Source organism: Exilibacterium tricleocarpae (assembly GCF_007004655.1).
Classification (GTDB): domain Bacteria; phylum Pseudomonadota; class Gammaproteobacteria; order Pseudomonadales; family Cellvibrionaceae; genus Exilibacterium; species Exilibacterium tricleocarpae.
In genome coordinates this window covers 82,814-104,875 of the sequence record NZ_ML660098.1, presented here as the reverse complement: position 1 = coordinate 104,875, position 22,062 = coordinate 82,814, and the positions used below count along the sequence as shown (strand labels likewise).

Sequence of the window (22,062 nt, the reverse complement as noted above, 5' to 3'; positions counted from 1 at the left end):
CCGGGAGCGGGGGCCTGACTGCGGAAAAAATGGGTATACATGGAAAACGGGGTTATCCTTGTCGGTTACGAGAGCCTTATTGTAGTGGATATTGACAAAATGAGCAGTGAAAACAATTTGATCTGGATCGATCTGGAGATGACGGGTCTGAACCCGGATACGGATGTGATTATCGAGATCGCCACTATCGTCACCGACGCCGATCTCAATACCCTGGCGGAGGGGCCGGTGTTCGCCATTCACCAGCCGGACCCGGTGCTCGAGGGTATGGATGAATGGAACACTCGCCAGCACGGCCAGTCCGGGCTGACCCGGCGCGTGCGCGAGAGCAGCATCGATACCGCCCGCGCCGAAGCTGATACCCTGGCGTTTCTGCGCCACTGGGTGCCGGCGGGCAAGTCGCCCATCTGCGGCAACTCCATCTGCCAGGACCGGCGCTTTCTGGCCCGCCGGATGCCGGCGTTGGAGGCGTACTTTCACTATCGCAACCTGGATGTCAGCACGCTTAAGGAGCTGGCGTTGCGCTGGCGCCCGGAGGTGCTGGCGGGTGTCAAAAAAGCTGGAACGCATCTGGCGCTGGACGACATCCGCGATTCGATCGCCGAGTTAAAGCACTACCGGCAGGTGTTTATCAACCTGCCGGCCTGAAGCTGCGAGCACCTTAAGGGACGCCTGCAACTTAGCAACCGATTAAAATTGTAAGCTTAATTTGCTAAGTTGCAGGCGTCCCGAATGGCACTGCTTTAAGCAAAAGTGTGCTAGTTGGCCGGTTTACCGCTGGGTGGGGCTTTCAGAAACACATCGTGAACCCATCCCTGGGGATTTCCCGACAGCATCCCTGCTGTCGAGAGTTTCTGAAAGCCCCACCCAGCGGTAAACCTACTTCCGATATTCTTAACCAAGATCGTTAGGGATAGTGTGGAGGTCGATAAACTGCGCAAATTTGCTTAGAGCAGTGCCATTCCAGGCGTCCCTCACTATGCTCACTATGATTGAAACCTGAATTTACGGCGCATAGGTCGATCCGACATATCGGCAGTGTGCGGGCTATGGGCGGCTTGCAGTTTTGTCGTTGTTTTTGACTTTGCGCCGGCGCCGGCGGCCCGGGTTGCGCTGCTGCGCCAGGGCCCAGTCGATATGCTCGCGCACCATCGGTGAAACCTCGTCGCGGCGGCGCTCCAGGGCGGCGATGATGGCGCTGTCGGAAGGCGCGTTGCCGAGTCCCACCGCGAGATTGCGCAACCAGCCCGCGTAGCCGGTGCGGCGTATTGCCGAGCCGGCGGTGCGCTGTAAAAACGTCGCCTCGCTCCAGTTGAAAAGCTCCAGCAGATCGCGGTTGTCGAGCTGGTGGCGCGGCTGGAAATCGGGCTCCGCGGTGGGCCGGGCAAACTTATTCCAGGGGCAGATAGCCTGGCAATCGTCGCAGCCGAAAACGCGGTTGCCCATGGGCTCGCGAAACGCTTCCGGAATCGCGCCCTGGTTCTCGATGGTCAGGTAGGAGATACAGCGGCGCGCATCCAGCACATAGGGTTCGGGAAAAGCGTCGGTCGGGCAGACCTTGAGGCAGGCGTTGCAGTCGCCGCACAGATTTTCCTGTGGGTCGTCATCCACCGGCAGCGGCAGATCGGTAAGAATTTCGCCGAGGAAAAACCAACTGCCGGCCTGCCGGTTGATAACCAGGGTGTGTTTGCCGACCCAACCCAGGCCCGCCTTTGCCGCCAGCGGTCGCTCCAGCACCGGCGCGCTGTCGACAAACGGCCGCTGGTGCAGGGTTCGGCCCGCGGCCTGCTCGATTCTCACGGCCAGCAGTCGCAGCCGTTTGCGAATAAGTTTGTGGTAGTCGCGCCCGAGGGCGTAGCGCGAGAGATAGGCTTTGGCTGGGCTTTTCAGTATTTCGATCTGCCGGGTATCGCCGGGCAGATAGTCCATGCGGGCGGAAATCACCCGCAGGGTGCCGGGGTGCAGGCGGCCCGGATCGGTACGCATATCGGCACGGTTTTCCAGCCATTCCATGGTGCCGTGGTAGCCTCGCCGCAGCCACTCGGCGAGCCTGGGCTTTTCCCGGCTCAGGTCGGTATCGCAGATACCCACCTGCTGAAAGCCCAGCTCCCGTGCCCAGATTTTGATATTGCTAGCCAGTTCGGTAAGGTCGTCGTCCCGGTGTTTGGACATGGTGCGCGCGGGTCCTTTCTATGTAGTCGTGCAGACACGTTATTCAGTGATGCGGGCAGGTCAATGAGAGCGCAGTGTCGATTGAGGTTTCCCTCCCGTCAATCGTTAACTAGAAGCTGCGTTATCCCCGCCGGATAGCGAGGCGGGTGCCGGCGCCGTGGCGGCGCGGCGTCTGAAGCAATGGCCTGCCGGCCGGTGCTCAGGTTGTGATTGTAGGCCCAACTTGGCACTCAGCAAACCACCACTAACCTATTGACTGACGGGACATGACATGATGAAACTCAGAACCGCGTTGGCTGCCCTCGGCGTTGCGGCGTTGCTAACCGCCTGTGATGGCGGCGAGGCGCCGGCGGCCGAGCTGCCGCAGGCCGCCACCGACCAGTCTGCCGCCTTCCTCGCCATGACCGAAGAGCAGGCCAAAACCTTTCTGCGCCGGGCGCCACTGTTTGCCACCAGCCTTGGCGTTTCAGCGGACTATCTGGGGGAGAAGTTCAGCGATCGTCTCGGCGATTTCTCAGTGGCCGCTGTTGCTGAAAACAAAGCCGCCAATGCCGAGTTTCTGGCTGCCCTGGATAAGTTTGACAGCAGTCGACTGCAGGGCACTGCGGCGACCACCTACGACGTCTTGAAAACGTCCCTGCAGATGGCCGCTGAATTCAAGCCCTATGTGCATGGGGCATACAACCCTCTGGGGATTTTTTCCCCTTATCCGGTGACGCAGATTTCCGGTCCCCATATCAGTTTGCCGCGCGCGTTGCAGACCCAGCATCCGCTGACCAGCGAAGCCGATGCAGAGGATTACCTGACCCGTCTCGGCCAGATACAGCAGGCCCTGGCGGATACCGCGGCGGTGGTGCGGGCAGATGCCGACCAGGGCGTGCTGCCGCCCGGTTTTGCGCTGGAGGGCGCGATTAACACGATTGCGCAGATGACGGCGCCGGCGCCGGCCACGCACCCGCTGGTGGAATCCTTTGATCAGCGCCTGCAACAGGTGGACAGTGTGACCGCCGAGCGGCGCCGGCAGTTGGTGGCGCGCGCTGCGACCCTGGTGGAGACCGGTGTCTACCCGGGCTATGCGGCGCTGCGCGCGGCACTTGAGGAGCTGCGGCCCCGCGCCACCGATGATCCGGGCATCTGGGCGCTGCCGGACGGTGAAAAGCGCTACCAACTGGCCCTGGAGTCGTTTGGCGCCGCCGGCAAGACGGCTGCCGAAGTCCACGCCCTGGGGCAGCGGGAGGTCGAACGGATTCAGGCGGAGATGGACCGGATTCTGAAGGCGCAGGGTTACGCCGAGGGCAGTGTGATCGAGCGCTACATCGCCCTGTCCCAGGAGCCGCGGTTTATCTACCCCAATACCGATGCCGGGCGCCAGGAACTGCTGGCGGGGCTCAACGCGCAGATGGAACAAATCGCCGGTCTCTTGCCCGATATCCTCCTGACCCTGCCAAAAGCGGGGGTCGAGGTGCGGCGCATTGCCGAATATGAGCAGGACGGCGCGCCGGGCGGCTACTACACCGGACCCTCCCTCGATGGCAGCCGCCCGGGTATCTACTGGATCAATCTGAAAGACACCGCCGACTGGCCCAAGTTTACCCTTCCCACTCTGACTTACCACGAGGCCAGTCCGGGCCATCACCTGCAGGTTGCCATCGCCCAGGAAATCGACGATCTGCCGATGATCCGCAATATGCTCTGGTACAGCGAGTACGGCGAGGGCTGGGCGCTGTATGCGGAGGTGTTGGCGCAGGAGCTGGGCCTTTACGATGAGGACCCGTTCGGCGATCTGGGGCGCTTGCAGTCCGAGCTGTTTCGGGCCGCCCGACTGGTAGTGGATACCGGCCTGCACTACAAGAAGTGGACGCGCCAGCAGGCGATCGACTATCTGCACGGCGCCACCGGCGAGACCCTGGCGGCGGTGACCCGCGAGGTCGAGCGCTACGCCGTCTGGCCCGGGCAGGCCTGTTCCTACAAGCTCGGCCAGTTGAAGATTCTTGAGCTGCGGGCGCGGGCCCGGCAGCGACTGGGTGAGCGGTTCGATCTGCGGGCTTTCAACGATCAGTTATTGATTCGGGGTGCAGTGCCGCTGCCGGTATTGGAGGCCAATATCGAACAGTGGATTGACAGTGTGAAATCCTGAGGTAAAAGCTTACTGTCTACAGCTCACAGCTCACAGCTCACAGCTCACAGCTCACAGCTCACAGCTCACAGCTCACAGCTCACAGCTCACAGCTCACAGCTCACGAGGCCAACAGCACAAAGTGATGCTTGGGTTTGATCGAGTGTGAGCTGTGCGCTGCTGTTGGGGTATAATCCCGCCGCCAACACCGATTGCCGAGAATTGCTCATGCCCAACCCCCCCGACAGTTGCCTGCCCACTGCCCTTTACACGGCCGCCGAGGTAAGGGAACTGGATCGTATCGCCATTGAGGAACGCGACCTGGCGGGTATCAGGTTAATGAAGCGGGCCGGTCGTGCCGCGTTTAACACCCTCCTCGCCCGCTGGCCCGGAGTCGATCGACTCACTGTCTTTTGCGGCAGCGGCAACAACGCCGGCGACGGCTATATTATCGCCGCCCTGGCGGCGCAGCGGCGCCTGGCGGTGCAGGTGATTCAGGTCGGGGACAGCGCCCGCCTCGGCGGCGATGCCCTGAGCGCATTTGAGTTTGCCCGCCGCGAGGGCGTGCCCATGCAGCCGTTTGCCGCTGACCTGAAAGTCGACGGCGGTATCCTCGTGGATGCGCTATTGGGCACCGGTATGCGCGGCGAGGTGCGCGAGCCCTACGCGCAGGCTATAGCGCTGGTCAATGCCAGCGGGCTGCCGGTACTGGCGGTCGATATCCCGTCCGGTCTCTGCGCCGACACCGGTTCGGTGCTGGGGGTGGCAGTGGCCGCCGCCGTCACGGTCACGTTTATCGGACTCAAGCGCGGTCAGCTGACCGGGCGCGGGCCGGCGTTTACCGGAGAGTTGGTGTTTGACGATCTGCAGGTACCGGCCGAGATCTATGCCGAACAGCCCCCGCAGGTACGGCGGCTGAAACTGCCGCACCTGCTCGCGCAGCTACCGCCGCGACCGGCCGATGCCCACAAAGGGTTGTTCGGCCACGTGTTATTGATCGGTGGTGACCACGGCTATGGCGGTGCCATTGCCCTGGCGGCACAGGCGGCGGCGCGGATGGGGGCGGGCCTGGTAAGCGTGGCTACCCGACCCGAGCACGTCGCCGCTCTTATCGCCCGTTGCCCCGAAGTCATGGCCACCGGCGTGGCTTCGGGCCAGGCGCTGGCGCCGCTGCTGACGCGCCCGGACGTGGTGGTAATCGGACCGGGTCTGGGGCGCTCCGCCTGGTCCGAACAGATGCTGCAACAGGCCGCCAACGCGGTGCTGCCGTTGGTTATGGATGCCGATGCGCTCAATATCCTCAGCGCCGGGCGGGTGCTGCCCCAGACCCGGCGTGACGATTGGATATTGACCCCCCATCCGGGGGAGGCGGCGCGCCTGCTCGGTTGCGACAACGCGGTGATTCAGCGCGATCGCTTTGCTGCGGTCAGCAAGCTGCAAGCCGCCTTTGGCGGCGCCGTGGTGTTGAAGGGCGCCGGCAGTCTTGTCTGCACGACGGCGGGAGAAGTCGAGCTGGCGGATGTCGGCAACCCCGGTATGGCCAGTGGCGGCATGGGAGATGTGCTCAGCGGCGTGCTCGGTGGGTTGCTGGCCCAGGGGGTGGCGCCGCCACTGGCGACCCGCCTGGGTGTCTGCCTGCACGGCGCGGCGGCCGACAGGGCAGCCGCCGCCGGCGGCCAGCGGGGCCTGTTGGCCAGCGACCTGATTCCTTATCTGCGCGAGCTGCTCAATGCCGGGAACTGATAGCTTGCAGGTTCAGGTCGACGATGAGGCCGCCACCGTGCACCTTGGCGAAAAGCTCGGCGCCACGCTCACAGGGCTGCTGCAACGGCCGGGGACCGGGGGCACTGTGGTTTATCTAGAGGGGGATCTCGGCGCCGGTAAAACCACCCTGTGTCGGGGGATATTGCGGGCTTTCGGCTATTCAGGGGCGGTTAAGAGTCCCACCTATACCCTGGTCGAGCCTTACGAGCTTGGTGGTGTCACCGTCTATCATTTTGACCTCTATCGGCTCGCCGATCCCGAGGAGTTGGAATTCCTGGGGGTCAGAGATTATTTCGATGCCGGGAATCTTTGCCTGATCGAGTGGCCCAAACGGGGGCAGGGATTTTTGCCAGCGGCGGATTTGGCAGTTAAAGTTGAGGTATGCCTGCCCGGGCGTCGGGTTATCCTGACCGCCGGCGGCGCCGGCGAAGAGTGCGAATTTTGGGACGTTTTTTGCCGCAATTGGCGCAGCGATTGATCGTCTTGACGACTTGTCGCTCCAACGGGTCGCGGTAGAGAACCGCCGTTGGGTTGGAGAGTTTTTACTGAAGCTGGACAGTTTTTACTGAAGCTGGAGAGTTGCTACTTAGGCCGAAGAGTTGCTACTTAGGCCGAAGAGTTGCTACTTAGGCTGAAGAGTTGCTACTTAGGCCGAAGAGTTGTCATAGATGGGTTGAGTAGTGGGCTTGTTAGAGGGCTGCGAGATAGAGAGCTGCAGCAAACAACCGCTGTGAACAATTATCGTGAACCGGAATCGTCAGTTGGATTTAGGTATTGAACGCAAATCGGACTAAACGCATACTGGCGCCCCGCCTGCTGGCTGCTTTGGCGGCGTTGCTGGCGTTCCTGCCGGCCCTCGCCACTGCGGTTACCGTCGACGGCGTGCGGGTGTGGCGGGCTCCCGATCACACCCGCCTGGTGTTCGATTTGAGCGGCGCGGTCCAGCACCAGATCTTTACACTCAAACAGCCGTCGCGGCTGGTTATCGATATTGAAAAAACCGCGATGCGGGCAAGTCTGGCCAGCCTGGCGCTGGCCGACACGCCGATCAAAAGTATTCGCAGTGCGGCCCGCAACCGGTCCGATTTGCGGGTGGTGCTCGATCTTAGTGCCGCGGTCAAGCCGCGCAGTTTTTTTCTGCGTCGCCATGCCGGTAAGAGCGACCGCCTGGTGGTCGATCTCTACGACCGCGACACGACCACGGTAAAAACCGAAGCCAGCTACACCCAGCAGCGCCAGGCCCTGAGCGATATCATCATTGCCGTCGATGCCGGGCACGGCGGCGAGGACCCGGGTGCGCTGGGGCCAAAGCGGCGACTGCGGGAAAAAGATGTAGTGCTGGCGATCAGCAAAGAGCTGGCGAAGCTGATCAATGCCGAGAAAGGCTTTCGCGCTGAACTGGTACGCACCGGCGACTATTATATTCCACTGCAAAAACGTCGCGATATCGCCCGCGACAAGCGCGCCGACTTACTGGTATCGATTCACGCCGATGCGTTTAAGAATCCCCGCGCCCGGGGCGCTTCCGTGTTTGCGTTATCGCGCAGCGGCGCCACCAGTGAAACGGCGCGGTTTTTGGCCCAGAAAGAAAACGAGGCGGACCTGATCGGCGGTGTCGGCAGCGTCACCCTCGACGATAAAGAACAAGTGTTGCGCGGCGTGCTGGTGGATTTATCCATGACCGCTACCCTCAACTCCAGCCTGCAGGTAGGCGAGCAGGTGCTGGATTCCATGGGCAAGGTGGCACGGCTACACAAACCCCGGGTCGAGCAGGCCGGCTTCGTGGTGCTCAAATCGCCGGATGTGCCGTCGATTCTGGTGGAAACCGGCTTTATTTCCAATCCCGGTGAGGCTAAGAAACTGGCCTCGTCCCACTATCGTCGCCAGATGGCGAAATCGATCTTCAAAGGTATCAAGGCTTACTTCCACAAGTTGCCGCCCCCCGGGTCGTATATCGCCTGGCGCAAAAATGGCGGCACAGGCGGCGACTCTGGTTCCGGCAGCGGCGCCGCTCGCGATCACGTCATTGCCCGCGGCGATACCCTGTCGGCGATCGCCCGGCGTTACAATGTATCGGTCAACGACCTGCGCAAAGCCAACGGGCTGAGCAATTCCGTGATTAAAATTGGTCAAACACTGAAAATCCCGGCATCCTGATGGATGACCGCCCTCGTCGTCCCCGAATATTATGAACCTGATTAAATTACTCAGTCCGCGTTTGGCCAACCAGATCGCCGCCGGCGAGGTGGTGGAGCGACCGGCCTCGGTTGTCAAAGAAGTGCTGGAGAACAGCCTCGATGCCGGCGCCACCAAACTCGATATCGATGTGGACAACGGTGGCATCAAGCGTATCAGAGTGCGCGATAACGGCTGCGGTATCGGCAAGGATGATCTGCCGTTGGCGCTGAGCCGCCACGCCACCAGCAAAATCTACGATCTCGACGATCTGGAAGCGGTGGCCACCCTCGGCTTTCGCGGCGAGGCGCTCGCCAGTATCAGCTCGGTTGCACGGCTGGCACTTACCAGCAACACCCAAGCCAGCGGCCAGGGCTGGCAGGCCTGTGCCGAGGGGCGGGATATGGAGACCGAGGTGGCGCCGGCCGCGCACCCGCAGGGGACCACCGTGGAGGTGCGCGACCTGTTTTTCAATACACCGGCGCGGCGCAAGTTCCTGCGCACGGAAAAAACCGAATTCAATCGTATCGACGATGTGGTGAAGCGTATCTCGCTGTCGCGTTTCGATGTGGGCGTGACGCTGAATCACAACCAGCGTGCTATTTACAACATGCGCGCGGCGGACTCCCAGGCAGAACGGGAGCGCCGGGTCGCTCAGGTCTGCGGCCCGGCGTTTATGCAAAACGCGCTGCATATCGATATCGAGCGGGCGGGCCTGCGCCTGTGGGGCTGGGTGGCGCTGCCGGCCTTTTCCCGCAGCCAGGCGGACCTGCAGTACTTCTATGTGAACGGCCGCTCAATTCGCGACAAACTGGTGACCCACGCCGTGCGCCAGGCGTACCAGGATATCCTCTATCACGGGCGCCATCCCGCTTTTGTGTTGTACCTAGAGCTGGACCCGGCGGTAGTGGATGTGAACGTGCACCCGACCAAGCACGAAGTGCGCTTTCGCGATGGCCGCCTGGTGCACGACTTTTTGTTTCGCAGCCTGCACCACGCCCTGGCCGATGTAAAACCTGCCGATCAAATGCCGTCGTCACAGCAACCCCGTGAAGCGGCGACAGCGACCGCCGCGACGGGGCAGCACTATCAGCAACCCGTGCAACAACCCTTACAGCAACCCATGAGCCTGCGGCCACCGGCGCGGCCGGCGGTGACCGGCGTGCAGGAGCAGATGTCGGTCTACGCCCGCTTGCATGAGGGGATGCCCGAGACCGGCGCCGTTCCCGCAGCGGCCGCTGCCGGAGCGGATGAGGTGCCGCCGCTGGGCTATGCGGTCGCTCAACTCAAGGGCATTTACATCCTGGCGGAAAATGCCCAGGGGTTGATCGTAGTGGATATGCATGCGGCGCACGAGCGGGTGACCTACGAGCGTATGAAAACCGCACTGGCCCGCGAAGGTCTGAAAACACAACCGCTGCTGGTGCCGCGCAGCCTGGCGGTGAGCCAGAAAGAGGCCGACTGCGCCGAGCAACATGGCGACACCTTTCAATCATTGGGCTTTGAACTGCAGCGGGCCGGGCCGGAAACCATTCTGGTGCGGCAGGTGCCGGTCATTCTGCAACAGGCCGATGTGGAACTGCTGGTGCGCGATGTGCTGGCGGATTTGATTGAATACGGCAGCAGTGAACGGATCGGCCAACACATCAACGAGATTCTCAGCACCATGGCCTGTCACGGCTCGGTGCGCGCCAACCGCAAATTGACCGTGCCGGAAATGAACGCCCTGTTGCGCGATATGGAAGCCACCGAGCGCAGCGGCCAGTGCAACCACGGCCGCCCTACCTGGTCACTGCTCAGCCTCGACGAACTGGATAAGCTTTTTATGCGAGGGCAGTGATATGGATTTGCCCCCGGCTGTTTTTCTCATGGGGCCCACCGCATCCGGAAAAACCGATCTTGCCATCAGCCTGCGAAAAAAACTGCCGGTGGATATTATCAGCGTCGACTCGACGCTGGTTTACCGGGGCCTGGACATCGGCTCGGCCAAACCCTCGGCGGCGGAACTGGCCCTGGCACCCCATTGCCTGATCGACATTCGCGACCCGGCGCAACCCTATTCGGCGGCCGAGTTCTGCACCGATGCGATGCGGGAGATGCGCAGTATTGCCGCTGCCGGACGCATTCCCCTGCTGGTCGGTGGCACCATGTTGTATTTCAAAGCCCTGCTGGAGGGATTGGCGCCAATGCCCGGTGCCGATGGAGCGGTGCGGGCGGCGATCGAAGCCGAGGCCGAGCGTCACGGTTGGCCCTATATGCACCGCCAACTGGCAGCAGTGGATGCGGACTCTGCCGCCCGTATTCACCCCAATCACTCCCGGCGCCTGAGCCGGGCACTGGAGATTTATCGGGTGACGGGCAAAACCATGACCCAATTGCACCGCGAGCAGGCCGCCGCCGGCTGGTCACTGCAGCAGGAGTTCGCGGTGACGCAACTGGCGCTGCTGCCGAGAGACCGGGCGACGCTGCATCGGCGGATCGCCGTCCGCTTTGAGAAAATGTTGGAACAAGGTCTGGTTGAAGAGGTCACAGCTCTGTATCACCGCGGCGATCTCCATGCCGATCTCCCCGCTATACGCGCCGTTGGCTACCGCCAGGTGTGGGCGTTTTTAGCTGCAGAGCTGACCCGCACCGAAATGGTCGCACAGGGACAGGCCGCTACCCGGCAGTTGGCCAAGCGGCAACTGACCTGGTTGCGTACCTGGCAGGGACTGCAGCGGATATATACCGATGACGGTCATGGAAATCTGCTAAAAAGTGATGAAATTCTGGCGCAGGCCTTGAATTTTATGCCGGGAACAGCCATATAATGGGGGTATAACTTTAGTCAGTTATTGTATTTATTGCCACTTCTCTGCCGTTTGGCACTGTTTTTTACCACGGTTCAGAGTATTTCCATCTTGGTGGTTGTCTTCTGTTTTTGTTTTATTCATTTTTAAGGAGAATAACAATGTCAAAAGGGCATAGCTTACAAGACCCTTATTTGAATGTGTTACGTAAAGAACGTATCCCTGTATCCATTTACCTGGTGAATGGTATTAAGCTGCAGGGACAAATAGAATCATTTGATCAGTTTGTGGTGTTGTTGAAAAACACTGTCAGTCAAATGGTTTATAAGCACGCCATTTCCACCGTAGTACCGTCTCGTGCGGTGCGGGTGCCGATGCTCAATCCGGCGCCGGGAGAAGGCGCAGAAGGGGGTGAATAGACCCCCGGTGAGGTAACTCGTTGTTTTTTGATCGACCTGAATCCGGTGAACTGGCAGTATTGGTTCACCTGACCCTCTCCCAGGGAAGCGACCCAGACGATCCCCGCGAATTCGAAGAATTGGTGCTGTCCGCCGGTGGTGACCCGGTCGCTTTGCTGACCGGTCAGCGGTCTGCCCCCAATCCCAGATTCTTTCTCGGCACCGGCAAGGTGGAGGAATTGCGCGAGTTGGTGGCTCTGCACGGAGCGAAACTGGTGATTTTCAACCACGTCCTGTCTGCCGGCCAGGAGCGCAACCTGGAGAGAGAGCTGCAGTGTCGGGTCCTGGATCGCACCGGACTGATTCTCGATATCTTCGCCCAGCGGGCCCGTACCCACGAGGGCAAGTTGCAGGTCGAACTGGCTCAACTCAATCACATCTCCAGCCGCCTGATTCGCGGTTGGACTCACCTGGAGCGGCAAAAGGGCGGTATCGGTCTGCGCGGGCCGGGTGAGACCCAGTTGGAAACTGATCGCCGTTTACTGCGGGCGCGTATCAAATCCATCGAGAAGCGCCTGGGAAAAGTGCGCCGGCAACGTGACCAGGGACGGCGCTCACGTCAGCGCGCTGCGATCCCCACCGCGTCCCTGGTGGGCTACACCAATGCCGGCAAGTCCACCCTGTTCAACCGGGTTACCCGCGCCGGTGTCTACGCCGAGGATAAACTGTTTGCCACGCTGGACCCGACCATGCGCAGGATTGCCGTGCCGGATGTCGGGGCCGCGATTCTGGCCGATACGGTCGGGTTTATCAGCCACCTGCCCCATCGGCTGATAGAGGCGTTTCGCGCCACATTGGAAGAAGCCGCCAATGCTGACATACTTTTGCACGTGGTGGATGCGGCGGCACTGGAGCGCGAGCGCAATATCGACGAGGTCGAACAGGTGCTGGCGGAAATAGGCGCGCAGGATTTGCCCTGTTTGAAGGTTTACAACAAGATAGACCTGCTGCCGGACTGGCCCGCGCGCATTGACCGGGATGCCGAAGGGCGGCCGCTGGCAGTATGGCTGTCGGCACAAACCGGCGCCGGGGTGGAGCTGCTGTACGATGCCATGGCCGAGCTGTTGGGCGAGGCGGTCATTCAACAGCGGGTGCGCCTGCCGGCAGCACTGGGTCGCCTGCGCGCGCGGCTGTATCAGCAAAAGGCGGTCGTCGATGAGGTGTTTTGGGATGATGGTGGCAGCGAGCTCGAGCTGCGTATCCCGCAGGCGGATTTGCAGCGCCTGTTGAGCGCCGAGGCCATGACACTGGACGATTTGCACTGGGTCGATTTGGCGCCGCCGCAACAGCTAGCCGGCTGAGGTGGCGAGAAAATCTGAAACAAGCGTATTAATTCCCGGCCGAGCTTTGGTAAAATCCCTGCCGCGTTTCGTTTTGCCCGCGGATACCGATAGCGGGCAGTCAACCGCTGCTTAAAAAAGACGGGACTACCCATCGATTGGGCTGTCCAAAGAGTTAGCACACAGTACACTGTTCACATATTGGACAATGGAGACAATTTATGGCCTGGAACGAACCGGGTGGTAATAATCAAGACCCCTGGGGCGGTAAACGCAACAATGAGGGTCCGCCTGATCTCGATGAAGCTCTGAAAAAGTTTCAGGACAAACTCAACGGCCTGTTCGGCGGTGGCAAGTCAAAGGGTCCGGCCGGTAGCGGCCGCGGGATGAGCAGCACGGCGGTTGTCGTGGCGCTGGTGATACTGGCACTGGTCTACGGTTTTGCCGGTATCAATATCGTCAACGAGCAGGAGCGCGCCGTGGTGCTGCGGCTGGGGGTCTATCACACGACCTTCGAGCCCGGCCTCAACTGGGCGCCGCCGTTAATCGATCAGGTCTTCCCCGTCAACGTGACCAAGGTGCGGCTGCTCAGTAAAACCGGACAGATGCTCACCGAGGACCTGAATATTGTCGAAGTGAATGTGTCCGTCCAGTACAGTATTGCCGATGCGCGGGATTTCGTGCTGCAGGTACGGGACCCCGAAGGCAGCCTGGCTCAGGCCACCGAGAGCGCGTTGCGTCACGTGGCCGGCTCCTCGGAAATGCACGAGGTGCTGACCGAGGGACGTGAGCGGATCGCCGTGGACATCATGGGGCGGCTGCAGAATTATATCGATACCTATGATACGGGTATTCTTGTCGAGAAGGTCAACGTCGAGGAGACCAATCCGCCCCGGGATGTGCAGGAGGCGTTCGATGATGTAAACCGGGCGCGGGAAGACGAGGAGCGCAAGAAGAACGAGGCCGAGGCCTACGCCATGGACATCCTGCCGCGGGCCCGCGGTATGGCGCAGCGGGTGCTCGAAGAGGCCGCGGCCTACAAGGCCCAGGTGGTTGCCAGGGCCGAGGGTGAGGCCCAGCGTTTCGAGAAGTTGCTGGCCGAGTACAGCCGGGCGCCGGAAGTAACCCGCGAGCGTTTGTATCTGGATGCGGTGCAGGAGGTGATGGCCAATAGCTCCAAGGTGATGATCGATGTCGAGGGCGGTAACAATATGCTGTACATACCTCTGGACAAGATCGTACAGCAATCATCGGCGGCTGTCGGGCAGGGGGCGCCTATGACTGCGCGCGAGCTGGATAGCAAAATTTCGGAAATTGTCAGGCGCGAGATCAACAGCGGCCGCAGCCGCAGAGAGGGCCGTTAGTCATGAGTAACCGACTTATCATTCCGCTTTTGAGTATTGCGCTGCTGGTGATACTCGCTATGAACACACTGTTCATCGTGAAAGAAACCGAGCGCGCCGTCCTGCTGCAATTCGGCCGGGTGGTGGAGGCCGATATCCAGCCGGGGCTGCACTTGAAGTGGCCCATCGTCAACGAAGTGCGTATCTTCGATGCGCGGGTATTGACGGTCGATGCGCGTCCCGAGCGCTTCCTGACGGTGGAGAAGAAAGGCATGATCGTCGACTCCTTCGTCAAGTGGCGTATCGCCGATGTAGGCAAGTACTACACGGTTACCAACGGTGAGGAATCCCGCGCCGAGAGACTCCTGGCGCAGCGGGTCAACGAAGGCTTGCGCAACGCGGTGGCCGAGCGCTCGATGCAGGAAGTGGTCAGCGGTGAGCGGGACCAGTTGATGAATGAACTGACGAGCGGGTTAAACGGTTTCACCCAGGAAAGTCTCGGCATCGAAGTGGTGGATGTGCGCGTCAAGCGCATCGACCTGCCGGAGCAAGTGAGCGAGTCGGTGTTTTCCCGCATGAAGGCCGAGCGGGACCGCGAGGCGCGCGAACACCGCTCCAAGGGTGACGAGCAGGCCGAGATCATCACCGCCGATGCCGATCGGCAGCGTACTATCCTGGAGGCTGAGGCTTATCGGGATTCCGAGCTGTTGCGCGGTGAGGGAGATGCGGAAGCGGCGCGGATTTACGCCGAATCTTTTAACAAGAACCCGGAGTTCTACGCTTTCGTGCGCAGTCTCAACGCCTACAAAGAGACGTTCAAAGGCCGCGAGGATGTCTTGTTGATTGATCCGGAGAGTGAGTTTTTCCGCTATCTGAACGACCCCAGAGCAGGTAGACAATAGATTAAAGAAAGTACATATCACCGCGAAAGGTGATAGTATTTGTCAACCGGGCCTATGGCCCGGTTTTTTGTGCGGGTAGGAAATCTGCGGTGCCGGTGCTGCGGTACCGATAAAGCGCCTCGAGTGAGACGAGCTGGCTATGTGGGAAGAATTGGGTAGAGCATTCTGTTTGATGTTGGTCTTCGAGGGCATACTGCCTTTTCTATACCCCAATCGTTGGCGCGCCCTGGTGGCGGCGCTCGCCACCGGCACTGATCGTGAGCTGCGGGTCACGGGGTTGGTCAGCATGCTGGTGGGCACGGGCCTGCTGTTTGTTTTCACTTGAGGTTGACTCTTACCTTTACTTGGAGACTGGAAATCGACTATGTCCTATGCTGATCGCTGGTTGTTGCCGGATGGAGTGGAAGAAATACTGCCCGCTGAAGCCGAGCGCATAGAGCAGTTGCGGCGTCGGTTGTTGAACCTTTATCACCGCTGGGGCTACGACCTGGTCATCCCGCCGATGGTCGAGTTTACCGAGTCGCTGCTGATCGGACTGGGTCGCGATATCGACCTGCTGACGTTCAAGGTGACCGACCAACTGACCGGTCGCAGTATGGGTATTCGCGCCGATATTACCCCGCAAACCGCCCGCATGGATGCCCACAGCCTGAAGCGGCGCGGTCCCAACCGACTGTGTTATGCCGGCCATGTGCTGCACACCCTGCCGCGCAGCCCGCTGGCGACGCGTACGCCGATCCAGGTCGGGGTCGAACTCTACGGCGAAGCCGGCCTCGATGCCGATATTGAAGTGATTTCCCTGTTGCTGGAGACCCTCGGCGTCGCCGAATTGCCGCATCTGCACCTGGAGCTTGGGCACGTGGGTATCTATCGGGCACTGGCTGAGCAGGCGGGGCTGGCGGCGGGCCAGGAAGAGACGTTGTTTGAACTGCTGCAACGCAAGGCGACCACCGAGATTGCTGCCTGGGTCAACGACAATGTCAGCGACGGCGAACTGGCGGCGCTGTTTCTCGCCTTGCCCGCGCTGGCCGGCGACAGCACCGTGTTCGAGCGGGCACAGCAACTGTTTGCCGCCGGGTCTGCCGAGCTCCAGGCGGCGTTGGATGAGCTGAGCGGCGTCGCTGATGCCGTGCAGCGGCGCTACCCCGGCGTTGATTTCTACTTTGATTTGAGCGAACTGCGCGGTTATCACTACCATACCGGCCTGGTCTTTGCCGCCTATGCGCCGGGTCTGGGCAACGCCATCGCTACCGGTGGCCGCTATGACCATATCGGCGAGGTGTTTGGCCGCGGGCGCCCGGCGACCGGCTTCGCCGCCGACCTGATCGCACTGAACCGCCTGCGGGCGCCGGAGGCGGCCGAGCGCGCCGGTATTTATGCCGAGGCCAGCGACGATGCCGGACAGTGGCGCGCTATTCAGCAGTTGCGCGACAGTGGCGAGCGGGTGGTGTGTGGTTTGTCCGGGCAGGCGTTACAGTGCGACGAAAGCAAGTGCGATCGCCACCTGGTGTTGGAAGGCGGCGAATATGTGGTCAGGCCGTTTGCCGATCCGGATGAGGCCGAGCCCCGGTAACGGCTTTTTGCCAGGGTTGCAAAGCGGGATTGTTGTTAACAAGTCGCGTGACACTCGAACTGCACGGGTGAGTTTTCAAGTTAAGCCACTGTATCTGCGCCAAACAAAACAGTGGTTTGTGGATGGGTATGACTAGAGAGTTTTGTGAACATGGGTAAAAACGTCGTGGTATTGGGCACCCAGTGGGGTGACGAGGGCAAGGGCAAGATTGTCGACCTGCTGACCGATCAGGTGGCATTGGTGGCGCGCTTTCAGGGTGGACACAATGCCGGGCACACCCTGGTGATTGAGGGCGAGAAGACAGTATTACACCTGATCCCCTCCGGAATTCTGCGCGAGGAGGTGACCTGCCTGATCGGCAACGGCGTAGTCCTGGCCCCGGACGCGTTGCTGAAAGAAATCGAACAACTGGAACAAAAAGGGGTGCCGGTGCGCGACCGCCTGCGCCTGTCGCCGGCCTGTCCCCTGATACTGCCGTTTCATGTAGCGCTGGACCAGGCGCGGGAGCGGGCCCGGGGCAAGTCCAAGATCGGCACCACCGGGCGCGGTATAGGTCCCGCCTATGAGGACAAGGTGGCCCGCCGCGGCCTGCGACTGGGCGACCTGTTCAATCGCGAGGGTTTTGAAGACAAGCTCAAACAGGTACTCGACTACCACAACTTTACCCTGACCCACTACCACCAGACGCAAGCCTGCGATTTCGACCGGGTTCTGGCCGACTGCCGGGCCTGGGCCGAACAACTGCGACCGATGCTGGCGGACGTTACCGAGGCGCTGCACCAGGCCCGGGAAACCGGTCGCAATATTTTGTTTGAAGGGGCGCAGGGTTCACTGCTGGATATCGATCACGGCACCTACCCCTATGTCACCTCGTCCAATACCACCGCCGGCGGTACCGCCACAGGCTCCGGTTTTGGCCCGCTGTACCTCGACTACGTACTGGGTATTACCAAGGCCTATACAACGCGGGTGGGTTCCGGTCCGTTTCCGACGGAACTGTCCTGTGACGTGGGCCGCCATCTCGGTGAAAAGGGCCATGAATTTGGCGCCACCACCGGGCGCCAGCGCCGCACCGGCTGGTTTGACGCTGTGGCTGTGCGCCACGCCATCCGCATCAACAGTATTTCGGGCTTGTGTCTGACCAAACTGGATGTGTTGGATGGTCTGGAGCGCGTCTGTGTTTGTGTCGGTTATCAGGACGGCAACGGCAAGTCGGTGGGGGTGCCGTTTGATACCGAGGGCTGGGAGGACATCCAGCCTATCTATGAAGAATTGCCCGGCTGGAGCGAATCCACCGTGGGCGTGGAAACCCTGGCGGGCCTGCCGGAAAATGCCAGGGCCTATATCAAGCGGTTGGAAGTCCTGGTCGGGGCTCCGGTCGATATCATTTCCACCGGTCCCGATCGGGTGCAAACGATTGTGCTGCGGCATCCGTTTGACTGACCGCTACCCGCCTGGCTCGTACCAGCCAAACAAACGCAGGGTCCAAAAAAAGAAACCCGCTCATATGAGCGGGCATTTGTTGCAAGCAAAGTTTCTAAAGAAGATCGATAAAACAGAAGTACACGTTAACTGACTATTCCTGGCAAGTCGTATGTTTGCCCGAACTTGCGGTCACCATACGCCAATCTCTGATATGCATGTAATGGTTTAGATTCACAGGCATTGTGAATTTGATTCATAGCAGGTTGCTGATCGGCTCTCCAGTGGTTCCGGCAAACTTGACAGCGACGCTGACACCCCACAAAAAAAGCCCGCTGGGTGCGGGCTAACGGGCTGTTCGAGTAGAGACTCGAGGAGAGAGTTCAGGAGTATTCACCGAACTTGCGCCAGTATAAAAAAACTGCTGGTATTCATCTAATGGTTTACAATTATGCGCTAAATGAACTGGGTTCATATCACTGCCGGGAGGAGGCACCATGGATACCCGCCGAGTTGCGCGTCTGGATCTCAATTTGCTGGTGGCACTGCAGGTCCTGTTGGAGGAGCGCAATGTTTCCAAAGCGGCCGAGCGATTGTTTGTCACCCAGTCGGCAATGAGTAAAACCCTGGGCCGCCTGCGCGATATGTTCGGCGATCCGCTGTTTACCCGTACCTCCCACGGTATGGTACCCACGCCCCGGGCCAAGGAGTTGCAGGCCAGCCTGTTAGAGATACTGCAGGGTGTCGAGCAACTGGTGTCGGCACGGGCGTTTGACCCGCGCAACTTCAAAGGTGAATTTACCATTGCCGTGGCCGAATACCTGGGGATCGGCATACTGCCGGCGCTGATGGAGATTCTGCAACGCGAAGCGCCTCATATCCGCATCCAGACCATTAGCCGGATCGAAAATCAACTGGACCAGCTGGCCGAAGGCAATTTGGATTTTGCCCTCCATATCCAGCGCACGCGCTACGGGGCTGATTTCAATGTCACCCATCTGGGGGGTATGCCGCCGGTGCTGCTGGCCCGGCAGGGGCACCCCCTGCGGCAGCAGGGCGCCATCACCTGGAAGGACATCAGCGCTTATCCGCAGATCAGTCTGTATATTCCCGATATCGAAGAGCTGGAGTTTATGCGCCAGACCCGCGGCGTGTTTGCCGAACACGAGCAGCAGCTCGAAGATGTGTTTGAGACATCGCATTTGTTCACGGCCATGGAGGTGTTGCGGCGCACCGATTGCCTGATGCCCGGGCCGCCGTTTTTGAGTCAGCACCCGCAGATCAGCGGCGGGGTGGTCGGGCTGCCGTTACCGCTCGATACGGCGGTAAAGATCAACTATATGCTGGTGAGTCACAAGCGCACCGACAACTCGCCGGCGCACCAGTGGTTGCAGCAAAAGATTCTGGAGATTGTCGAGACTTTCAGCAAGGAGAGAAAGCGACGCCTGGAAGATGCCCGTCACGCCTACCAGACAGATCAACTGGTGGGCGTGCTGCGCTCGGGGTACTGACAGTGATCCGGGGGCGCCCCGATTATTTATTGTTGGTCCAGTAGCGTTGCATCTCGATATACATAAACGATGCCGTCCAGCCGATCAGCACCAGACCGGTCAGTGATTCCAGCCCCGCCAGGTAGCGAATTTTGCCGATTGGCTCCACATCCCCGAGTCCGAGAGATGTGTAGGTGGTGAAGGAAAAATAGGCGCAGTCGAGCAGAGTGTTGGCAGTGTTGCCTTGTAACAAACCGAAATCACCCTCTTGGATCAGCAGATAATAGCCCAGGGCGAAGGCCCAGATTTCGACAACATGGGCGGCCAGTGAGCCGAAAATACCGAATAAAATTTTGAATCGGCGTCGATCCGGCAGGCGCGGCAGGATATTGGAAATGCAGGTCAGGGCCTCAAAGTGAATAATGACAACTGCTGCTATCAACAGGCTGTTGATCAATAAAATATCAAGCATGGTGGGATGGTAGAAAGGGCTTTACCAATGCCGCCAGCGCTGCAATATGATCATCGCCGTCATTGAGCGCGGGTATATAATCATAGCGGCTGCCGCCGGCGTCGAGAAAAATTTCCCGATTTTGAATGGCGATCTCCTCCAGGGTTTCCAGGCAGTCGACGCTGAATGCGGGGCAGGCGATGGCGACGCTTTTCACACCATCCTGCGCCAGCGTCTCCAGGGTCTTATCGGTGTAAGGCTGCAACCACTCCGCTTTGCCGAAGCGCGATTGGAAGCAGGTGATAACCCGGTCTTCGTCGAGCCCGAGTTGCTCCCGCAGCAAGCGGGTGGTTTTGAGGCTGTGGCAGTAGTAGGGGTCGCCACTGAGGAGAAACTGCTTTGGCATACCGTGATAGGACAGTAGCAGTCGGTCCGGCATACCGTGGCTGTCGATATACGTGGCAATACTTTTACCCAGTGCGTCGATGTAGGCGGGGCTGTCAAAATAACTATTGATAAAGTGCAACTGCGGCACCCGGCGCCAGCGGCGCAGCTCCCCGGCAACGGCATCGAAGGTGGCGCCCGTGGTGGGGCCGCCGTACTGCGGGTAGAGCGGCAGCACCACGACGCGGTCAATGCCCTCGGCCTGAAATTCCCGCAACGCTGTGGCAATGGCCGGATTGCCGTAACGCATCCCCAGTTTTACCACGGCAGCGTCGCCGAGCTGCTGCTGTAGTTTTTCGCGCTGGCGGCTGCTGATCACCAGCAGCGGCGAGCCCTTTTCCCACCATATCTGGCGATAGAGCGCGGCGGATTTGCGCGGTCGGATGCGCAGGATGATACCGTGCAGAATACACAGCCAAAGCAGGCGCGGAATCTCCACTACGCGGGGGTCGGCGAGGAACTCGGCCAGGTAGCGTCGCAGCGCCGCTGGTGTGGGCGCATCAGGGGTGCCGAGATTGGTGATCAGGATTCCGGTTCGTGTCGCGTTTTGTTTGAGTTTGCTGTGCAGTTGATCGTGGTTTTTGTCGCTGAGTGCGCTGTATCGGGCCATGATAGTTGATGCAATCCCCGGTTACAGTTTGTTTAACAGCATGAGTTCTTTCGGGTGTGGTTGCATGTAAAAAGATTCCTCTATGTAGGTATTGGGGTTTTTGCGAAAGTGATGGCGCAACAGGGTAATCGGCACGATCAGGGGCAACAGCCCCAGGCGATACTGCTCAATAGATTCGGACAGCTCTTTTTTGTCGTCTTTGTCCAATTCTCTTTTCAGGTAACCCTGGATATGCTGGAGCACATTGACGTGATTTTTGCGGCTGGCCCTGATTTTCAGTATCTCCGTCAAGCGTGCCCCGTATTCTTGGCACAACTCGTCGAGCGCCAGGTCCGCCGCCTCCGACAGAAACCGGCCCAGTGCCCGTGCCATCTCCTGGTTGCGGCTCATGAGAATCATCTTGTGCTGTGCGTGAAACCGGCACAGGGCATCGTGAGTGGCGCCGCTTGCCAGCAGTGTCTGCCAGCGGTAGTAGATAAAAATCCGCTGGACGAAATTTTCCCGCAAGACGGCGTCCCCGAGCCGGCCTTCTTCCTCCACCGGTAAGTTCGGGAAGTTGCGCATCAGCCGTTGTGCATACATCCCCACGGCATCGCGTTCGGCATGTTGGCCCCGGTAGAGCTTGACCCGCTCCATCCCGCAACTGGGGGAGTCCTTTTTCAAAATGTAGCCATAAATTTCGCGGTGCCAGGTTTGTTGCTCATCGGCGCATTTGATCAGGCTGTCAGTGACATCGAGCGTGGCATCCTTGGTACCGACGCAACGGATATCCTCACCCTGGCGCACCAGTCGCACCGGTTCGCGGGGAACACCCATGCCGATGGCCACTTCGGGGCAGAAGGGCCGAAACGCGAAATAATCGCCGAGGGTCTGGACGATGTAGGCGTTGCGTTTGTGGCCGCCGTTGTATCTCACCTCTTCGCCGAGCAGGCAACTGCTGATACCGACGGGAATCTTGGGCGCTGTCGTGTTAGTGTTCATGCCGGTATCAATCCAGGTTATGCGTTCGACCGGTACAGCCTAGCTGAAAGTGTAGCCGCTGGTACGCAGTTGGTGCTAATCCGGACCACAGC

19 protein-coding genes are annotated in these 22,062 nt (G+C 60.1%); 15 read left to right on the top strand and 4 right to left on the bottom strand.

All coding sequences use genetic code 11. The features are described 5' to 3' along the window. The first annotated feature begins 99 nt into the window (after nucleotides 1-99). Nucleotides 100-648 carry an oligoribonuclease gene (orn, locus tag FKG94_RS18290; protein ID WP_142928470.1) on the top strand — a complete coding sequence of 183 codons (549 nt, stop codon included), beginning with the start codon at nucleotides 100-102 and terminating at the stop codon, nucleotides 646-648. A 399-nt stretch (nucleotides 649-1,047) separates the two neighbouring features. Here the strand turns inward: orn and queG are convergent, their stop codons facing one another. After that, nucleotides 1,048-2,172: a tRNA epoxyqueuosine(34) reductase QueG gene (queG, locus tag FKG94_RS18285; protein WP_142928371.1), complete on the bottom strand. Its 1,125-nt coding sequence runs from the start codon at nucleotides 2,170-2,172 to the stop codon at nucleotides 1,048-1,050. A gap of 271 nt (nucleotides 2,173-2,443) precedes the next feature. On the opposite strand from queG, the gene FKG94_RS18280 reads away from it, so the two are divergent. The 14 genes from FKG94_RS18280 to FKG94_RS18215 all read left to right on the top strand — a co-directional run bounded on the left by FKG94_RS18280 (nucleotide 2,444) and on the right by FKG94_RS18215 (nucleotide 19,505). After that, nucleotides 2,444-4,309 carry a DUF885 domain-containing protein gene (locus tag FKG94_RS18280; RefSeq protein ID WP_142928370.1) on the top strand — a complete coding sequence of 622 codons (1,866 nt, stop codon included), beginning with the start codon at nucleotides 2,444-2,446 and terminating at the stop codon, nucleotides 4,307-4,309. Between the two features lie 207 nt (nucleotides 4,310-4,516). Next, the gene (locus FKG94_RS18275) at nucleotides 4,517-6,031 is read left to right on the top strand and encodes an NAD(P)H-hydrate dehydratase (protein ID WP_142928369.1); all 1,515 of its coding nucleotides are present in this window, start codon (nucleotides 4,517-4,519) and stop codon (nucleotides 6,029-6,031) included. Beyond that, on the top strand, nucleotides 6,018-6,530 hold the full coding sequence (tsaE, locus tag FKG94_RS18270; RefSeq protein ID WP_142928368.1) for a tRNA (adenosine(37)-N6)-threonylcarbamoyltransferase complex ATPase subunit type 1 TsaE: 513 nt from the start codon (nucleotides 6,018-6,020) through the stop codon (nucleotides 6,528-6,530). The genes FKG94_RS18275 and tsaE overlap by 14 nt, the downstream gene beginning before the upstream one ends. Before the next feature lie 296 nt (nucleotides 6,531-6,826). Further along, on the top strand, nucleotides 6,827-8,209 hold the full coding sequence (locus tag FKG94_RS18265; protein ID WP_425460055.1) for an N-acetylmuramoyl-L-alanine amidase: 1,383 nt from the start codon (nucleotides 6,827-6,829) through the stop codon (nucleotides 8,207-8,209). 31 nt (nucleotides 8,210-8,240) lie between these two features. After that, nucleotides 8,241-10,067, top strand: a complete 1,827-nt coding sequence (gene mutL / locus FKG94_RS18260; RefSeq protein WP_142928367.1) for a DNA mismatch repair endonuclease MutL — start codon at nucleotides 8,241-8,243, stop codon at nucleotides 10,065-10,067. Between the two features lies 1 nt (nucleotide 10,068). After that, the gene (gene miaA, locus FKG94_RS18255; RefSeq protein WP_142928366.1) at nucleotides 10,069-11,037 is read left to right on the top strand and encodes a tRNA (adenosine(37)-N6)-dimethylallyltransferase MiaA; all 969 of its coding nucleotides are present in this window, start codon (nucleotides 10,069-10,071) and stop codon (nucleotides 11,035-11,037) included. A gap of 140 nt (nucleotides 11,038-11,177) precedes the next feature. Further along, nucleotides 11,178-11,435, top strand: coding sequence for an RNA chaperone Hfq (gene hfq, locus FKG94_RS18250; protein ID WP_142928365.1), 258 nt, complete (start codon nucleotides 11,178-11,180; stop codon nucleotides 11,433-11,435). A 20-nt stretch (nucleotides 11,436-11,455) separates the two neighbouring features. Then, nucleotides 11,456-12,775, top strand: a complete 1,320-nt coding sequence (gene hflX, locus FKG94_RS18245) for a ribosome rescue GTPase HflX (protein WP_142928364.1) — start codon at nucleotides 11,456-11,458, stop codon at nucleotides 12,773-12,775. A 200-nt stretch (nucleotides 12,776-12,975) separates the two neighbouring features. Next, nucleotides 12,976-14,118 (top strand): FtsH protease activity modulator HflK, encoded by a 1,143-nt coding sequence (hflK, locus tag FKG94_RS18240; RefSeq protein WP_142928363.1) that lies wholly within the window; start codon nucleotides 12,976-12,978, stop codon nucleotides 14,116-14,118. Nucleotides 14,119-14,120: 2 nt separating this feature from the next. Next, a complete protein-coding gene (gene hflC / locus FKG94_RS18235; RefSeq protein WP_142928362.1) occupies nucleotides 14,121-14,999 on the top strand; it encodes a protease modulator HflC in 879 nt (292 codons plus the stop codon). A gap of 139 nt (nucleotides 15,000-15,138) precedes the next feature. Further along, nucleotides 15,139-15,324, top strand: a complete 186-nt coding sequence (locus FKG94_RS18230) for a DUF2065 domain-containing protein (protein WP_142928361.1) — start codon at nucleotides 15,139-15,141, stop codon at nucleotides 15,322-15,324. A gap of 39 nt (nucleotides 15,325-15,363) precedes the next feature. Then, nucleotides 15,364-16,572 (top strand): ATP phosphoribosyltransferase regulatory subunit, encoded by a 1,209-nt coding sequence (locus FKG94_RS18225; protein WP_142928360.1) that lies wholly within the window; start codon nucleotides 15,364-15,366, stop codon nucleotides 16,570-16,572. 150 nt (nucleotides 16,573-16,722) lie between these two features. Beyond that, complete coding sequence (locus FKG94_RS18220; RefSeq protein WP_142928359.1) at nucleotides 16,723-18,015, top strand: adenylosuccinate synthase; 1,293 nt, start codon at nucleotides 16,723-16,725, stop codon at nucleotides 18,013-18,015. A 476-nt stretch (nucleotides 18,016-18,491) separates the two neighbouring features. Then, on the top strand, nucleotides 18,492-19,505 hold the full coding sequence (locus FKG94_RS18215) for a LysR family transcriptional regulator (protein ID WP_142928358.1): 1,014 nt from the start codon (nucleotides 18,492-18,494) through the stop codon (nucleotides 19,503-19,505). Nucleotides 19,506-19,527: 22 nt separating this feature from the next. Here the strand turns inward: FKG94_RS18215 and FKG94_RS18210 are convergent, their stop codons facing one another. From FKG94_RS18210 to FKG94_RS18200, 3 genes are read right to left on the bottom strand one after another with little or no spacing between them, the layout of a single operon-like run. Further along, entirely contained in the window at nucleotides 19,528-19,956 is a 429-nt protein-coding gene (locus FKG94_RS18210) for a potassium channel family protein (RefSeq protein WP_142928357.1), read from the bottom strand. After that, nucleotides 19,949-20,989 carry a ferrochelatase gene (hemH, locus tag FKG94_RS18205; RefSeq protein ID WP_142928356.1) on the bottom strand — a complete coding sequence of 347 codons (1,041 nt, stop codon included), beginning with the start codon at nucleotides 20,987-20,989 and terminating at the stop codon, nucleotides 19,949-19,951. The genes FKG94_RS18210 and hemH overlap by 8 nt, the downstream gene beginning before the upstream one ends. Nucleotides 20,990-21,010: 21 nt before the next feature. Then, entirely contained in the window at nucleotides 21,011-21,970 is a 960-nt protein-coding gene (locus FKG94_RS18200) for a YbgA family protein (RefSeq protein ID WP_142928355.1), read from the bottom strand. Between the last annotated feature and the right edge of the window lie 92 nt (nucleotides 21,971-22,062).

Excerpts from the sequence above, each read along its gene's own strand:
- hflK (WP_142928363.1), top strand. The coding sequence starts at position 12,976 with ATGGCCTGGAACGAACCGGGTGGTAATAATCAAGACCCCTGGGGCGGT.
- hflC (WP_142928362.1), top strand. The coding sequence starts at position 14,121 with ATGAGTAACCGACTTATCATTCCGCTTTTGAGTATTGCGCTGCTGGTG.
- hfq (WP_142928365.1), top strand. The coding sequence starts at position 11,178 with ATGTCAAAAGGGCATAGCTTACAAGACCCTTATTTGAATGTGTTACGT.
- FKG94_RS18230 (WP_142928361.1), top strand. The coding sequence starts at position 15,139 with ATGTGGGAAGAATTGGGTAGAGCATTCTGTTTGATGTTGGTCTTCGAG.
- tsaE (WP_142928368.1), top strand. The coding sequence starts at position 6,018 with ATGCCGGGAACTGATAGCTTGCAGGTTCAGGTCGACGATGAGGCCGCC.
- FKG94_RS18275 (WP_142928369.1), top strand. The coding sequence starts at position 4,517 with ATGCCCAACCCCCCCGACAGTTGCCTGCCCACTGCCCTTTACACGGCC.
- FKG94_RS18280 (WP_142928370.1), top strand. The coding sequence starts at position 2,444 with ATGATGAAACTCAGAACCGCGTTGGCTGCCCTCGGCGTTGCGGCGTTG.
- hemH (WP_142928356.1), bottom strand. The coding sequence starts at position 20,989 with ATGGCCCGATACAGCGCACTCAGCGACAAAAACCACGATCAACTGCAC.
- FKG94_RS18225 (WP_142928360.1), top strand. The coding sequence starts at position 15,364 with ATGTCCTATGCTGATCGCTGGTTGTTGCCGGATGGAGTGGAAGAAATA.
- FKG94_RS18200 (WP_142928355.1), bottom strand. The coding sequence starts at position 21,970 with ATGAACACTAACACGACAGCGCCCAAGATTCCCGTCGGTATCAGCAGT.
- mutL (WP_142928367.1), top strand. The coding sequence starts at position 8,241 with ATGAACCTGATTAAATTACTCAGTCCGCGTTTGGCCAACCAGATCGCC.
- orn (WP_142928470.1), top strand. The coding sequence starts at position 100 with ATGAGCAGTGAAAACAATTTGATCTGGATCGATCTGGAGATGACGGGT.
- FKG94_RS18215 (WP_142928358.1), top strand. The coding sequence starts at position 18,492 with ATGGATACCCGCCGAGTTGCGCGTCTGGATCTCAATTTGCTGGTGGCA.
- FKG94_RS18210 (WP_142928357.1), bottom strand. The coding sequence starts at position 19,956 with ATGCTTGATATTTTATTGATCAACAGCCTGTTGATAGCAGCAGTTGTC.
- queG (WP_142928371.1), bottom strand. The coding sequence starts at position 2,172 with ATGTCCAAACACCGGGACGACGACCTTACCGAACTGGCTAGCAATATC.
- miaA (WP_142928366.1), top strand. The coding sequence starts at position 10,069 with ATGGATTTGCCCCCGGCTGTTTTTCTCATGGGGCCCACCGCATCCGGA.
- FKG94_RS18220 (WP_142928359.1), top strand. The coding sequence starts at position 16,723 with ATGGGTAAAAACGTCGTGGTATTGGGCACCCAGTGGGGTGACGAGGGC.